Origin of the sequence: Bradyrhizobium sp. Arg816 (genome assembly GCF_029989365.1) — a bacterium.
Classification (GTDB): Bacteria; Pseudomonadota; Alphaproteobacteria; order Rhizobiales; family Xanthobacteraceae; genus Bradyrhizobium.
The window spans coordinates 396,658-410,658 of sequence record NZ_JAPRAQ010000004.1 but is presented as its reverse complement, the minus strand read 5'-3'; the positions used below and the strand labels follow the sequence as shown (position 1 = coordinate 410,658).

11 protein-coding genes are annotated in these 14,001 nt (G+C 64.2%); 8 read left to right on the top strand and 3 right to left on the bottom strand.

Features of this window, described 5'->3' with window-relative positions; translation table 11 throughout:
- Positions 1–21: 21 nt before the first annotated feature.
- The 3 genes from OWC48_RS13365 to OWC48_RS13355 all read left to right on the top strand — a co-directional run bounded on the left by OWC48_RS13365 (position 22) and on the right by OWC48_RS13355 (position 5,507).
- Positions 22–1,812: an acyl-CoA dehydrogenase C-terminal domain-containing protein gene (locus tag OWC48_RS13365; protein ID WP_282520402.1), complete on the top strand. Its 1,791-nt coding sequence runs from the start codon at positions 22–24 to the stop codon at positions 1,810–1,812.
- A 69-nt stretch (positions 1,813–1,881) separates the two neighbouring features.
- Positions 1,882–3,090, top strand: a complete 1,209-nt coding sequence (locus OWC48_RS13360) for an acetyl-CoA C-acetyltransferase (protein WP_282520401.1) — start codon at positions 1,882–1,884, stop codon at positions 3,088–3,090.
- Between the two features lie 203 nt (positions 3,091–3,293).
- Positions 3,294–5,507, top strand: a complete 2,214-nt coding sequence (locus OWC48_RS13355) for an FAD-dependent oxidoreductase (protein WP_282520400.1) — start codon at positions 3,294–3,296, stop codon at positions 5,505–5,507.
- A 537-nt stretch (positions 5,508–6,044) separates the two neighbouring features.
- Here the strand turns inward: OWC48_RS13355 and OWC48_RS13350 are convergent.
- Together OWC48_RS13350 and gstA are read right to left on the bottom strand one after the other, a co-directional pair.
- The gene (locus OWC48_RS13350) at positions 6,045–6,353 is read right to left on the bottom strand and encodes a hypothetical protein (protein ID WP_166345746.1); all 309 of its coding nucleotides are present in this window, start codon (positions 6,351–6,353) and stop codon (positions 6,045–6,047) included.
- Positions 6,354–6,583: 230 nt separating this feature from the next.
- Entirely contained in the window at positions 6,584–7,198 is a 615-nt protein-coding gene (gstA, locus tag OWC48_RS13345) for a glutathione transferase GstA (protein WP_282520399.1), read from the bottom strand.
- Positions 7,199–7,324: 126 nt separating this feature from the next.
- On the opposite strand from gstA, the gene OWC48_RS13340 reads away from it, so the two are divergent.
- The 3 genes from OWC48_RS13340 to OWC48_RS13330 all read left to right on the top strand — a co-directional run bounded on the left by OWC48_RS13340 (position 7,325) and on the right by OWC48_RS13330 (position 9,970).
- Complete coding sequence (locus OWC48_RS13340) at positions 7,325–7,819, top strand: MarR family winged helix-turn-helix transcriptional regulator (protein WP_014498535.1); 495 nt, start codon at positions 7,325–7,327, stop codon at positions 7,817–7,819.
- A 101-nt stretch (positions 7,820–7,920) separates the two neighbouring features.
- Positions 7,921–9,291: a glutamate--cysteine ligase gene (locus OWC48_RS13335; RefSeq protein ID WP_038933719.1), complete on the top strand. Its 1,371-nt coding sequence runs from the start codon at positions 7,921–7,923 to the stop codon at positions 9,289–9,291.
- A gap of 112 nt (positions 9,292–9,403) precedes the next feature.
- Positions 9,404–9,970, top strand: coding sequence for a PAN domain-containing protein (locus OWC48_RS13330; RefSeq protein ID WP_282520398.1), 567 nt, complete (start codon positions 9,404–9,406; stop codon positions 9,968–9,970).
- A gap of 87 nt (positions 9,971–10,057) precedes the next feature.
- Here OWC48_RS13330 and OWC48_RS13325 read toward each other — a convergent pair whose 3' ends face one another.
- Entirely contained in the window at positions 10,058–10,231 is a 174-nt protein-coding gene (locus OWC48_RS13325) for a hypothetical protein (protein ID WP_282520397.1), read from the bottom strand.
- Between the two features lie 205 nt (positions 10,232–10,436).
- On the opposite strand from OWC48_RS13325, the gene OWC48_RS13320 reads away from it, so the two are divergent.
- Positions 10,437–12,953: a glycogen/starch/alpha-glucan phosphorylase gene (locus tag OWC48_RS13320; protein WP_282520396.1), complete on the top strand. Its 2,517-nt coding sequence runs from the start codon at positions 10,437–10,439 to the stop codon at positions 12,951–12,953.
- A 230-nt stretch (positions 12,954–13,183) separates the two neighbouring features.
- Entirely contained in the window at positions 13,184–13,999 is an 816-nt protein-coding gene (locus tag OWC48_RS13315; protein ID WP_282520395.1) for an acyl-CoA thioesterase II, read from the top strand.
- Positions 14,000–14,001 lie beyond the last annotated feature (2 nt).

Sequence of the window (14,001 nt, the reverse complement as noted above, 5' to 3'; positions counted from 1 at the left end):
ACCGCCTGCCGGGAGACCACCATGCCGATCTATAAAGCCCCCGTCGAAGACGTGAACTTCCTGCTCAACGACGTCTTCCAGATCGATCGCTACGACAATCTGGCCGGCTTCTCCGATGCGTCGAGCGACGTGCGCGAAGCCATTCTCGGCGAAGCCGCGAAGCTCGCGGAAGAAGTGCTGCAGCCGCTCAACCGCGTCGGCGATCTCGAAGGCTGCAAGCGCGCCGATGACGGCAGCGTCACCACGCCGACGGGCTTCAAGGACGCTTTCAAGCAAGTGGCAGAGGGTGGCTGGCTTGGCCTGTCGGCGCCGACCGAGTTCGGCGGCCAGGGCCTGCCGGTGACGCTGAGCCAGGCGGTCAACGAATTCCAGATCTCCGCCAACATGGCGTTCTCGATGTATGGCGGCCTCACCATGGGCGCGACCGCGGCGCTGATCGTGCACGGCTCGCCCGAGCAGAAGCAGACCTACGTGCCGAAGATGGTGGCGGGTGAGTGGACCGGCACCATGAACCTGACCGAGCCGCATTGCGGCACCGATCTCGGCATGCTCCGCACCAAGGCGATCCGCCAGCCCGACGGCAGCTTCAAGATCACGGGCACGAAGATCTTCATCTCGGCAGGTGAGCATGACCTCGCCCCCAACATCATCCACCTCGTGCTCGCCCGCATCGAGGGCGCACCGGCCGGCATCAAGGGCGTGTCGCTGTTCGTGGTGCCGAAATTCCTGGTCAATGCCGATGGTTCGGTCGGCGCACGCAACGGCGTGGTGTGCGGCTCGATCGAGCACAAGATGGGCATTCACGGCAATTCCACCTGCGTGATGAACTACGACAGCGCCACCGGCTGGCTGATCGGCGAAGAGAACAAGGGCATGCAAGGCATGTTCGTGATGATGAACGAGGCCCGCCTCGGCGTCGCCGTTCAAGGTCTCGCGCAGTCCGAGGTCGCCTATCAGAACGCGGTCGCCTATGCCCGCGACCGCATCCAGGGCCGCTCGCTGACCGGCGTCAAGGCGCCGGACAAGCAGGCCGACCCGATCATCGTGCATCCCGACGTGCGCCGCACCCTGCTCTCGATCCGCGCCTTCAACGAGGCCGCGCGCGCCTTCGTGATGTGGACCGCGCTGAAGAGCGACGTCGCCCATCGCTCCGAGGATCCCAAGGACCGGCAGGCCGCCGACGATCACATGGGCCTGATGACGCCGGTACTGAAAGGCTTCCTCACCGACTACGGCTTTGCCAACGCGGTGCAGGCGCAGCAGATGTATGGCGGCCACGGCTACATCGCCGAGCAGGGCATGGAGCAGTTCGTGCGCGATGCGCGTATTGCGATGATCTATGAAGGCGCCAACGGCATCCAGGCGCTCGACCTGGTCGGCCGCAAGCTGCCGCGCGACGGCGGCCGTGCCATCATGGCCTTCTTCGGCGAGGTCATGGCCTTCGCCAAGGAGAACGGCGGCGACGAGGCACTAAAACCCTTCATCGCGCCGCTCTCGGCTTCGCTCGGCCATCTCCAGCAGGCCACCACGTGGCTGATGCAGAATGCCATGGCGAAGCCGGACAATGCCGGTGCTGCCGCAACCGATTACCTGCATCTCTTCGGCTTCGTCGCGCTCGGCTACATGTGGGCGAAGATGGCCAAGGTGACGCAGGCGAAGATTGCCGCGAGCGGAGCGACGCCCTATCTCTCGACCAAGCTCGTCACCGGCCGCTTCTTCATGGAGCGCATGCTGCCGGAGACCGCCGCCAATCTCGCGCGCATCCAGGCCGGCTGCGCCACCATCATGGAACTGCCGGCGGAAGCTTTCTGAGGCTTCCCGCTTCGCCAATGATCCGACCGCGCCGCGGTCGTAACCAATAACTGCAATCAGGAGGCTCCCATGGCAGATGCCTATATCTACGACCACGTCCGAACCCCTCGCGGCCGCGGCAAGGCGGACGGCGCGCTGCACGAGGTGACGGCGCTCGCGCTCGCTACCGTGCCGCTGAAGGCGCTGAAGGACCGCAACAATTTGCCGGAAGATTCCGTCGACGACGTCGTGCTCGGCGTGGTCGACCCCGTCGGCGAAGCCGGCTCCGACATCGCGCGCTTCGCCGCGCTCAAGGCCGGCCTCGGTGAAGCCGTGCCCGGCGTGCAGATCAGCCGCTTCTGCGCTTCCGGCCTCGACGCCGTGAATTTTGCCGCAGCCCAGGTGATGAGCGGCCAGCATGAGCTCGTGATCGGCGGCGGCGCCGAATCCATGAGCCGCGTCGGCATCGGCGCCTCCGGTGGCGCCTGGCCGATGGACCCGTCGATGGCGGTGCCGGCCTACTTCATGCCGCAGGGCGTCTCGGCCGATCTGATCGCCACGAAATATGGCTTCTCGCGCGACGACGTCGACGCCTATGCCGTGCAGAGCCAGCAGCGCGCCGGCAAGGCCTGGGATGAGGGCCGGTTCAACAAGTCCATCGTGCCCGTGAAGGACATCAACGGCCTCACCATCCTCGCCAAGGACGAGCACATGCGTCCCTCGACGACGATGCAGTCGCTGGCACAGCTCCAGCCGTCGTTCACGATGATGGCGCAGATGGGCGGCTTTGACGGCGTCGCGGTGCAGTCGCACCCGGAAATCGAGCGCGTCAATTACGTGCACCACGCCGGCAACTCGTCGGGCATCGTCGACGGCGCCGGCGCCGTGCTGCTCGGCAGCAAGGAAGCGGGTGCGAAATACGGCCTGAAGCCGCGCGCAAAAATCCGCGCCTTCGCCAACGTCGGCTCCGAGCCCGCGATGATGCTGACCGGTCCGGTCGACGTCACCGAAAAGCTGTTCGCGCGTTCGGGCATGAAGAAGTCGGACATCGACCTGTTCGAGCTCAACGAAGCCTTTGCCTCGGTGGTGCTGCGCTACATCCAGGCGTTCGACATCGACAACGCCAGGATCAACGTCAATGGCGGCGCGATCGCGCTCGGCCATCCGCTTGGCGCCACCGGCGCGATGATTTTGGGCACCGTGCTCGACGAGCTCGAGCGCACCAACAAGTCCACCGCCCTTGTGACGCTGTGCATCGGCGGCGGCATGGGCACCGCGACCATCATCGAGCGGGTCTGATTTCTTACCCTCTCCCCTTGTGGGAGAGGGTGGCGCGAACACGCGGAGCGGGTTCGAGCCGGGTGAGGGGTCTGTCTCCGCGGATGCAGACCCCTCACCCCCTCGCTTCGCTCGGACCCTCTCCCACAAGGGGAGAGGGTAAGACGAGATCTCAAGTCAACCGCCGCGCCTGAGATCGGCTGCGGCACCGAGGAGCAACCAACATGGCTTACAAGAACTTCAAGGTTGAAACCGATTCCGACGGCATCGCGCTCGTCACCTGGGACATCCCGGGTCGTTCGATGAACGTGCTCGACGAGACCTCGACCAGTGAGCTCGATGCGATCGTCAAGGAAACCACGGCCGACGCCGCGGTGAAGGGCGTCGTCATCACCTCCGCCAAGGAAGCGTTCTGCGCCGGCGCCGATTTGTCGATGCTCGAGGGCATGAACCAGGCCTACGCCAAGGTCCTGAAGGAGCAGGACGAGACCGCCGCGAACCAGATGCTGTTCGACCAGAGCCGGCGCTTCTCGCAGGTGCTGCGCTCGATCGAGACCTCCGGCAAGCCGTGGGCGGCCGCGATCAACGGCCTCGCGCTCGGCGGCGGTTTCGAGATCACGCTGTGCTGCCACTACCGCGTGGCGGCGGAAAATCCCAAGACGCGCCTCGGCCTGCCCGAGGTCAAGGTCGGCCTGTTCCCCGGCGCCGGCGGCACGCAGCGCGTGCCGCGCCTGGTACCGCCGCAGGACGCGATGACGATCCTGCTCAAGGGCGATCCGGTCACGGTCGAGAAAGCCAAGGCGCTGAATCTCATTCACGCCATCGTCCCTGCGGCTGATCTCGTCAAGGCAGCGAAAGACTGGATCAAGGGCGGCGGCAAGGCCGTCGCGCCCTGGGACGAGAAGGGCTTCAAGCCGCCGGGCGGTCCGGTGTTCTCCAAGGCCGGCATGATGATGTTCCCGGCGGGCAACGCGATCTATCGCCGCGAGACCTACGACAATTATCCCGCCGCGCGTGCGATCATGAGCTGCGTCTATGAAGGCCTGCAGCTGCCGATCGACGCGGCACTGCGCGTCGAGTCGCGCTACTTCACCTCGGTGCTGCGTTCGAAGGAAGCGGCCGCGATGATCCGCAGCCTGTTCCTGTCGATGCAGGAGCTGAACAAGGGCGCGCGCCGTCCGAAGGACGTAGCCCCGACCCAGGTGAAGAAGATCGCGGTGATCGGCGCCGGCTTCATGGGTGCGAGCGTCGGCTACGTCTCGGCCCGTGCCGGCCTCGACGTCGTCCTGATCGACCGCGACCAGGAGAGTGCCGACAAGGGCAAGGCGCATGCGCAGAAGGTGATCGAGGAGCAGATCAAGAAGGGCCGCGCCAAGCCCGGTGACGCCGATGCGCTGCTCGCGCGCATTACGCCGACTGCGGACTACGCTGCGCTGAAGGACGTCGACCTCGTTATCGAGGCCGTGTTCGAGGACCGCAAGGTCAAGGCCGAGACCTTCGCCAAGGCGCAGGAATATCTGAAGCCGGACGTGATCTTCGCGTCGAACACGTCGACGCTGCCGATCACCTCGCTGGCCGAAGGTTTCAAGGACCAGGGCAAATTCGTCGGCATCCACTTCTTCTCGCCGGTCGAGAAGATGATGCTGGTCGAGATCATCAAAGGCAGAAACACCGGCGATGTCGCACTCGCGACCGCGCTCGACTACGTCCGGCAGATCGGCAAGACGCCGATCGTCGTCAACGACAGCCGCGGCTTCTTCGCCAACCGCTGCGTCGGCCGCTACGTCGCCGAAGGCAACGAGATGTTCCTGGAAGGCGTGCCGCCTGCGATGATCGAGAACTGCGCCAAGATGGCCGGCATGCCGGTCGGCCCGCTCTCGCTCTCGGACGAAGTCGCACTCGACCTCGGCCTCAAGATCATGAAGGCGACGGAAGCCGATCTCGGACCGAACGCCATCAATCCCGATCAGAAGAAGCTGATGGTGGAGATGGTCGAGAAGCAGGGCCGTCTCGGCCGCAAGAACAGCAAGGGCTTCTACGACTACCCCGAGAAGGGCAAGGGCCAGAAGAGCCTGTGGCCGGGGCTGTCGGCGCTCCAGCCGAAGCAGCTCGACCCCGATACGCTCGACATCGAAGAGCTGAAGCAGCGTTTCCTGGTGGTGCAGGCGGTGGAAGCCGCGCGCACGGTCGAAGACCACGTCATCACCGACCCGCGCGAGGCGGATGTCGGCTCGATCCTCGGCTTCGGCTTCGCGCCGTTCACCGGCGGCACGCTGTCCTACATCGACTTCATGGGAACGAAGAAATTCGTCGAGCTCTGCCACAAGCTGGAGGCGAAGTACGGCTCGCGCTTCACCCCGCCGAAGCTTCTCGAGGAGATGGCTGCCAAGGGAGAAACCTTCTACGGCCGATTCGCGCCGAAGAAGGCTGCGGCCTGACCGCTTTCTTCGTAGCCCGGATGGAGCGCAGCGAAATCCGGGACGATCTCACCAGATGCAAAGACCCCGGATTACGCTTCGCTCCATCCGGGCTACGCATCCAGGAACCGAAAGGCCGGATCGTCGATCCGGCCTTTTTGTTTGGGGAGACATCATCACGGTTGCGTCAGATTTGTTCCCGGCTTGTGGAACCAGTCACAGAATTCGCGTAGGAACCGTGCCAGAGTCCCTGCTGCCGCAGCGTCGCGCAATTGTCATAGGCGTGTCAAAGCTGCGCCGTTCTTTTGCTCGGCCCTGGCACTAGTCTTGCTCTGGGTCAGGGCCACGAACCCGGTCGGGACACTTGCCGAGCCATCGGCAGGTTGAAGACAAAATAAGAAAGTATCCTTGATGAACTCTTTGGTGCTGCGGAAGACCGCGCTCGGTCGCGATCTCACCGCGAAGTATGCTGTTGAACCCGCCACTCCCCGCCTCTCCCCGCAACAGAAGCCGGCGCGCCTGCGCCGCAAGGGACCGATGCTTTGGGCCGCTTTGGCGTTACTTGTGCTGGCGGCGGATTTTATGCTGGCTTCCCTCGCCTGGCTCGCCGTCGACTTCGTCATGGGCTGAGACCCCCCGCGCGTGCAGCAGGTAGGCCGCCGCGAAGTAGGCGAGCTGGCAGGCGGCAAGACAGATGGCGATGACGGTCACACCCGCCATCATTCCGAATTCGTAAACGCGAAGAATGATTGCCGAGAAAACTGCGATCGCCGGCGCAATCAATATCAGCGCCCAGATCCTGAAAACATAACCTGTCGCTATTCCCACCAAAGCACTTGCGACGATCAGGACCAAGGCAATCGTCAAGTTCAACTCCGATGAAAGTACAAACAATCCTCTAACAATTCCGCCAAGCTCGCGCGCTTTACGGGTACTGACAAGACAGCACTACTTACATTTGGCGAACAGTAGTTCATAAGTCTAATGATAGGTACGATGATCCGGCGAGATGGGTTCGCACCCACCCCGCTCGGGGCAGAATACGAAGGGGCCGGATCGTCGATCCGGCCTATCGCGTGTTGCACGTTGCGATGCGCTTACCTCGCCTGCGCAAGGCCTTCCTTCTTCAGCGCCTCCTGCACCTGCGGCCGCGCTGCGACGCGAGCCTTGTAGGCGGTCAGGTTCGGCATGGCCGAGAGGTCGAACTTCATCCGGTCGCCCCAGGTCAGCATCGTGAAGAGATAGCCATCGGCCACCGTGAACTGCTTTCCCATGAGGTAGTCGCGGCCGGCGAGCTGGCTGTCGATGTATGTCAGCTTGCCCATGACGCGGTCCTTGAAGAAGGCCTTGGCCTCGTCGTTCAGCGCCGGCGCGAACAGCGGGCCGAAGCTCTTGTGCACCTCCGAGGTGAGGAAGTTCAGCCACTCCAGCAGCTTGTAGCGCTCGGAACTGCCGTGGGCGGGCGCCAGCGCCTTTGCGGCGGCCTGGTCCGCGATCATCTGGACAATGACCGGGCCTTCGGTCACGATCTCGCCGCTGTCGAGGCCGAGCGCAGGGACCTGGCCCTTCGGGTTCAGCTTCAGATAATCCTCACCATTTTCGAGCTTCTTGGCCCGGATATCGACCTTGACCAGCTCATAGGGCAGGCCGGCTTCCAGGAGCGCGATGTGGGGAGACAGGGAGCAGGCGCCGGGCGTGTAATAGAGTTTCATGGAATTTCCTCCTCTTGACGCTTGGTTAGGGCGAAAGAACGACTACATGCGCCTGCATCCAATAGTCAAGATTGATGCAGGTGCATCGAGTAGGGTAAGAGACGGGCGACGAGCTTGAGCGGGACCATGAAACGCAAACCATCGACCGAGGCTACTTCCGCCTGGATCCGCCTGATGCGGGTGCAGAGCCGCGTGCTCGATTGCGTCGAGCAGGACTTGAAGAAGGCGGGATTCCCGCCGCTGGCATGGTACGACGCGCTGCTCGAATTGTCGCGAGCGCCCTCGGGTGAGCTGCGGCCGGTGGAACTCGAGCGGCAGATGCTGATCCCGCAATACTCCACCTCGCGCCTGATCGACCGCCTGGTCGACGAGGGACTCGCCTCCCGGCGCGAATGCAAGATCGACAAGCGCGGCCAGTTCGTGGAGATCACGGAAGCCGGCCGCGAGTTGCAGAAGCGGATGTGGGGCGCCTATTCGGCCGCGATCGAAAAGTATGTCGGCTCGAAACTGTCCGATGCGGATGCCGTCAAGCTCAGCGGTCTGCTCGACCGTCTCGGCTGCTCGTGCGGCGAGATGAAACTGCCGCCCGTCCACGTCAACGAAACCACGCCGTCGCGATGATCGTGCGGCACACCAGCTCGTCCGTGCACCCCCTGGGTTCGCGGACCACCCCGTCACCCGCGCGCCTTCGATCGAAGCGCCCTTTTTGATTAGAGTTTGATATGGCGCGAGACCAGATCGATATGACGCCGCTGCAATCGCGCGACGAACTCGTCGCGTGGTTCGAGGCCGGCTGCAAGGACCCGTCCGAATTCCGCATGGGCACTGAGCACGAGAAGACGCCGTTCACGCTCGAAGGCCACCGTCCGGTGCCTTACGAGGGTGCGCGGGGCATCGGCGCGCTGCTCGAAGGCATGAAGCTCCTGCTCGGCTGGGAGCCGATCATGGAGAAGGGCAACATCATTGGCCTCTACGACGTCACCGGCGGCGGCGCCATCTCGCTCGAGCCCGGCGGACAGTTCGAACTCTCCGGCGCGCCGGTCGAGAACGTGCATCAGACCCAGAGCGAGCTGATGGCGCATCTGGCGCAGGTGCGCGAGATCGCGACTCCGCTCGGCATCGGCTTCCTCGGGCTCGGCATGACGCCGTCCTGGTCGCGCGCCGACATCCCGGTGATGCCCAAGGGCCGCTACAAGATCATGACCAATTACATGCCGAAGGTCGGCCAATACGGCCTCGACATGATGTACCGGACCTGCACGGTGCAGACCAATCTCGACTTCTCCTCCGAAGCCGACATGGTCAAGAAGCTGCGCGTCTCGCTCGCGCTGCAGCCGGTCGCGACCGCGCTGTTTGCCAATTCGCCGTTCACCGAGGGCAAGCCGAACGGCTTCCTGTCGTTCCGCTCCGAGATCTGGCGCGACACCGACAATGCGCGTTCGGGCATGATGCCGTGGGCATTCGAGGACGGCATGGGTTTCGAGCGCTATGTCGACTACGCGCTCGACGTGCCGATGTATTTCGTCAAGCGCGACGAGGATTACATCGACGTCTCGGGCTCCTCGTTCCGCGCCTTCTTCGACGGCCGCAACAACAATCTGCCCGGCGAACGTCCGACGCTGTCGGACTGGGCCAATCATCTTTCGACGATCTTCCCGGAAGTGCGCCTCAAGCGCTATCTCGAGATGCGCGGCTCCGATGGTGGCCCGTGGGGCCGCCTGCCGGCGCTGTCGGCGTTCTGGGCCGGGCTGCTCTACGACGATGTGTCGCTCGATGCCGCCTGGGACCTCGTGAAGCACTGGACCGCGCATGAGCGCCAGGCCCTGCGCGACGACGTGCCGCGGTTCGGCTTCAAGGCGCGGATCAAGGACCGCTATCTGTTCGAGATCGCCAAGGAATGCCTCGTTCTGGCCCATGCCGGCCTGCGCCGCCGCGGCCGGATCGACCAGCTCGGCCGCGACGAGACCCGGCATCTGGAGCCGCTCGATCGCATCATCGATTCCGGCCGGACGCCGGCCGAGGAGATGCTGGAGAAGTTCAACGGCGCCTGGAACGGCTCCGTGGAACCGGCCTACGCGGAATACGCGTTCTAGGCCAGAGGCCGACGACCAGGACCGGAGCCGTTCATCGCCCATACAGGTTTGCGGCGATCAAATGACCGGCTGAAAAAACCTGAGCGCCGTCAATAACTCGAAAGCTGTTCCGATGGGGAAGGGCCGCCTGCGTGGGGCCGTCATGGCAAACGTCGTGGCCTGCGCCACGTTGCTTTTGCTCGTGTTTGCGAGCGTGCCTGCGCGCGCCCAGACGGCGTTCGACCGGCCCGGCGGCGACTATTTCAGCTCGCCGGTGACGTCAGGTGACCCCGAGGATTGTGCGCTGCTCTGCGAGCGCGACCGCCGCTGCCGCTCCTGGAGCTTCAATTATCCCGACGTCGAAGGCGGCTCGGCAGTGTGCTGGCTCAAGAACACGGTGCCGCCGCGCGTCCCGGGCAGCTGCTGCATCTCCGGCGTGCGTGGCGCCGGCGTGATCGAGCCGCGGATCGAAGGCGTTGAAACGTCGATCGACCGCCCCGGCGGCGACTTGCGCAATTTCGAGATCAAGGACGGCGAAGGCGAAGAGGCCTGCAAGGCCGCCTGCACCGCCGACAACAAGTGCCGCGCCTTCACCTATTCCCGTCCCGGCTACACCGGGCGTGAAGCGCGCTGCTTCCTGAAAAAGGAAATCAAACCGCCGCGCCGCAAGGCGGGCTTCACGTCGGGCGTGGTCAGATAGCGCACAGCGAAGCCAGCGGCCCGCTCCTCAATTCGCCGCCGACACCAGCCTGTCCCCGCACGCATTCGCGTAGAACTTGCCGCCGCACTAGCGCTTGATGGCGGCGCAGCGCACCGCGGGAGACACACTTTCCGGAACGCTGAAGCGGCAGCTCAGGCCGTCGGCACTGCGGTCCGGCTTGCCGGCGGCAAAGGCGGCGCTGGAAGCGGTGATGCAGATGACGAGGAAGGCCGCGGCGGCGATTTCGATCAGCAGTCTCATGGACGTTTCCTCCACACTGAGGGCTGAATCTGCCCTCAATCTAGCACCGAATCCGCATCTCCCCGTACGCTTCCGGGTTCCCAAATCGGCCCGTTCCTTGCATAAATTTACGCCAGCGCAGTGCACAGCCGCGCCAGCGATGGTTCCGGTGCCGTGGCAAGACGCGTAGAGTTAGTGGTGTTCTCGCGACCAGGAAGTGACGGCCTTGCAAGATCAATCGTTCCAGCCAAGTTTGCCGGCCTCCAGCCAGCCCATCGACGAGCTCGCGCTGGCTGACGTCAAGGGCGCGATCCTGGCGAAGCTGCGCCTTGCCATCGGCAAGGATGCGGGCATGGCGACCAAGCACGACTGGTACCAGGCCGCAGCGCTCGCGCTGCGCGACCGCATCGTGCATCGCTGGCTCACGGCCGAGAAGCACAGCTACGATGCGGGACGCAAGCGCGTCTATTATCTCTCGCTCGAATTCCTGATCGGCCGTCTCTTCACCGACGCGCTGAACAACATGGGGCTGCTCAAGATCTTCGAGGTCGCGCTCGGCGATCTCGGCGTGTCGCTGCCTGAGCTCCGCAAATGCGAGCCGGATGCCGCGCTCGGCAATGGCGGCCTGGGACGGCTCGCCGCCTGCTTCATGGAGAGCATGGCCACGCTCTCGATCCCCGCGATCGGCTACGGCATCCGCTACGATTACGGCCTGTTCCGCCAGATCATCAATCAGGGCTGGCAGCAGGAATATCCGGACGAATGGCTGAGCTTCGGCAATCCCTGGGAATTGCAGCGGCCCGAGGTGATCTATCACGTCCATTTCGGCGGTGGCGTCGAGCATGTCGACGACAAGGGCCGCGACCGCGCAATCTGGCATCCGGCCGAGACCGTGCAGGCGATCGCCTATGACACGCCGATCGTCGGCTGGCGCGGCCAGCACGTCAACGCGCTCCGCCTGTGGTCGGCACGCTCGCCCGATCCGTTGAAGCTCGACGCCTTCAACAAGGGCGACTATGTCAGCGCCAGCGCCGAGCAGTCGCGCGCGGAAGCGATCTGCAAATTCCTCTATCCGAACGACGAGAGCCCGGCGGGACGCGAGCTGCGGCTGCGCCAGGAGTATTTCTTCGTCTCCGCCTCGCTGCAGGACCTGGTCAATCGCCACCTGACCTCCGACGGCCAGCTTCGCAGCCTCGCGATGAAGGTCGCGGTCCAGCTCAACGACACGCATCCGAGCCTCGCCGTCACCGAGCTGATGCGCATCCTGGTCGACCTGCACAATTTCCGCTGGGACGAGGCCTGGAAGATCACGGTCGCGACGCTGTCCTACACCAACCACACGCTGTTGCCCGAGGCGCTGGAGACCTGGCCGGTCGAACTGTTCGAACGGCTGTTGCCGCGCCATCTCGAGATCATCTACCGCATCAACGTGCAGCATCTCGCGCTGGCCGAAGCGCGCGCGCCCGGCGACATCGATTTCCGTGCCTCGGTTTCGCTGATCGACGAGAGGAGCGGACGCCGCGTGCGCATGGGCCAGCTCGCCTTCGTCGGCTCGCACCGCATCAACGGCGTCTCGGCGATGCATTCGGACCTGATGCGCGAGACCGTGTTCCACGATCTCAACCATCTCTATCCCGGCCGCATCACCAACAAGACCAACGGCATCACCTTCCGCCGCTGGCTGATGCTGGCGAATCCGAAGCTGACCGACCTCTTGCGCGAGACCTGCGGCGAAGCCGTGCTCGACGATCCGACCCAGCTCAGCCTGATCGAAGCCCGCGCCAGTGACGTCGAATTCCAGAAGAAGTTCCGCAGCGTCAAGCTTCACAACAAGACCGCGCTGGCACGCCTGATCGGCGAGCGGCTCGGCATCAAGGTCGATCCGACCGCGCTGTTCGACGTGCAGATCAAGCGCATTCACGAATACAAGCGCCAGCTCCTCAACGTCATCGAGACGGTCGCGCTGTACCAGTCGATCAAGGACGATCCGAACGGCAATTGGGTGCCGCGGGTGAAGATCTTCGCCGGCAAGGCGGCGGCGAGCTACCGCTACGCAAAATTGATCATCAAGCTGATCAACGACGTCGCGGAGGTCGTCAACAACGATCCCGCGATCGGCGGCAAGCTCAAGGTCGTCTTCCTGCCCGACTACAATGTCAGCCTCGCGGAGGTGATCATTCCCGCGGCCGACCTGTCCGAGCAGATCTCGACCGCCGGCATGGAGGCCTCCGGCACCGGCAACATGAAGCTGTCGCTGAACGGCGCCCTCACCATCGGCACGCTCGACGGCGCCAACATCGAGATCCGCGACCATGTCGGCGCGGAGAACATCGCGATCTTCGGCATGGAGGCCGGCGACGTGATGATCCGCCGCAAGCAGGGGCTGGACGCCTCCGACGTGATCCGCAATTCGCCAAAGCTCCAGCGCGCCATCAATGCGATCGGCACCGGCGAGTTCTCGCCCGGCGATCCCGGCCGCTTCGAATCCATCGCGCACGCGCTGCGCTATCTCGACCACTACATGGTCAGCGCCGATTTCGATTCCTATTACGAAGCGCAGCGCAGCGTCGACGCACGCTGGCAGGTGGCGCCGGCCTGGACGCGCGCCTCCATCCTCAATGTCGCGCGCATGGCCTGGTTCTCCTCGGACCGCACCATCCGCGAATATGCCGAGGAAATCTGGAACGTGCCGGTCAATCCGACCACGCCGTTGCTGCCGGATCTGCGCGACGTCGCGGGTTGATTTTTCCGTAGCGCGGACTTCCATTATCTGCGACGTCATTGAACAAGACGGTGCCGACTGTCATATGATGACCGTCAGCGCACACCGCTCGTCATTGCGAGGAGCGCAGCGACGAAGCAATCCAGACTTTTTCTGCGGAAGGACTCTGGATTGCTTCCGCCTTCGCCAAGGCTTCGGCGGACAAGTCGCTTCGCTCGCAATGACGAACGGGGAGACACCGAGGACCAACAATGCACGCCAAGCTCCCGCACCCGTTCGACGACGCCACCCGCATCAGCGCCGGTAACTCCAGCTGGCAGGGGCATACCAGCGACGACTACTGGGCCTTTGTCGGCCCGTTCGGCGGCGCCACGGCCGCGACCATCCTGCGTGCGCTGATCGACCATCCACAGCGTGCCGGCGATCCGCTGGCGCTGACCGTCAATTACTGCGCGCCGATCGCCAAGGGGCCGTTCGATCTGGACGTGCGGCTGGTGAAGGCCAATCGCTCCAGCCAGCACTGGAGCGTCGAACTGTCGCAGGGCGGCGGAGAGGTCGCAACGCTCGCCACCGCCGTGTTCGCCGAGCGCCGGCCCTCCTGGGAGCACAGGGTGGCGCAATATCCGGACGCCACGGCGTTCGAGGCAACGCTGCCCTTCCCCAAGATCGCGGCGTCCTGGGCCAACCAGTATGAATTCCGCTTCGTCGAGGGCGAGATGCGGATTGGCCCACCGCAGACCGAGCTCGCTGGCACCTATTCCAAGCTCTGGATTGGCGACCGCACGCCGCGCAAGCTCGACATGCTGTCGCTGATGTCGATGTCGGACGCCTTCTTCGGCCGCATCTTCCACGTCAGGCGCGAGCTGGTGCCGTTCGGCACGGTGTCGCTGACGACGTATTTTCATACCGACAGCGAGGAGCTCGCGGCCGAAGACATCACGCGCGTGCTCGCGACGGCCGATTCGAAAATCATGCACAAGAGCTATGCCGATCAGAATGCGGAGCTGTGGTCGCCGAACGGCAGGCTGCTCGCGACCACCACGCAAATCGCGTATTTCAAGGCGTGACT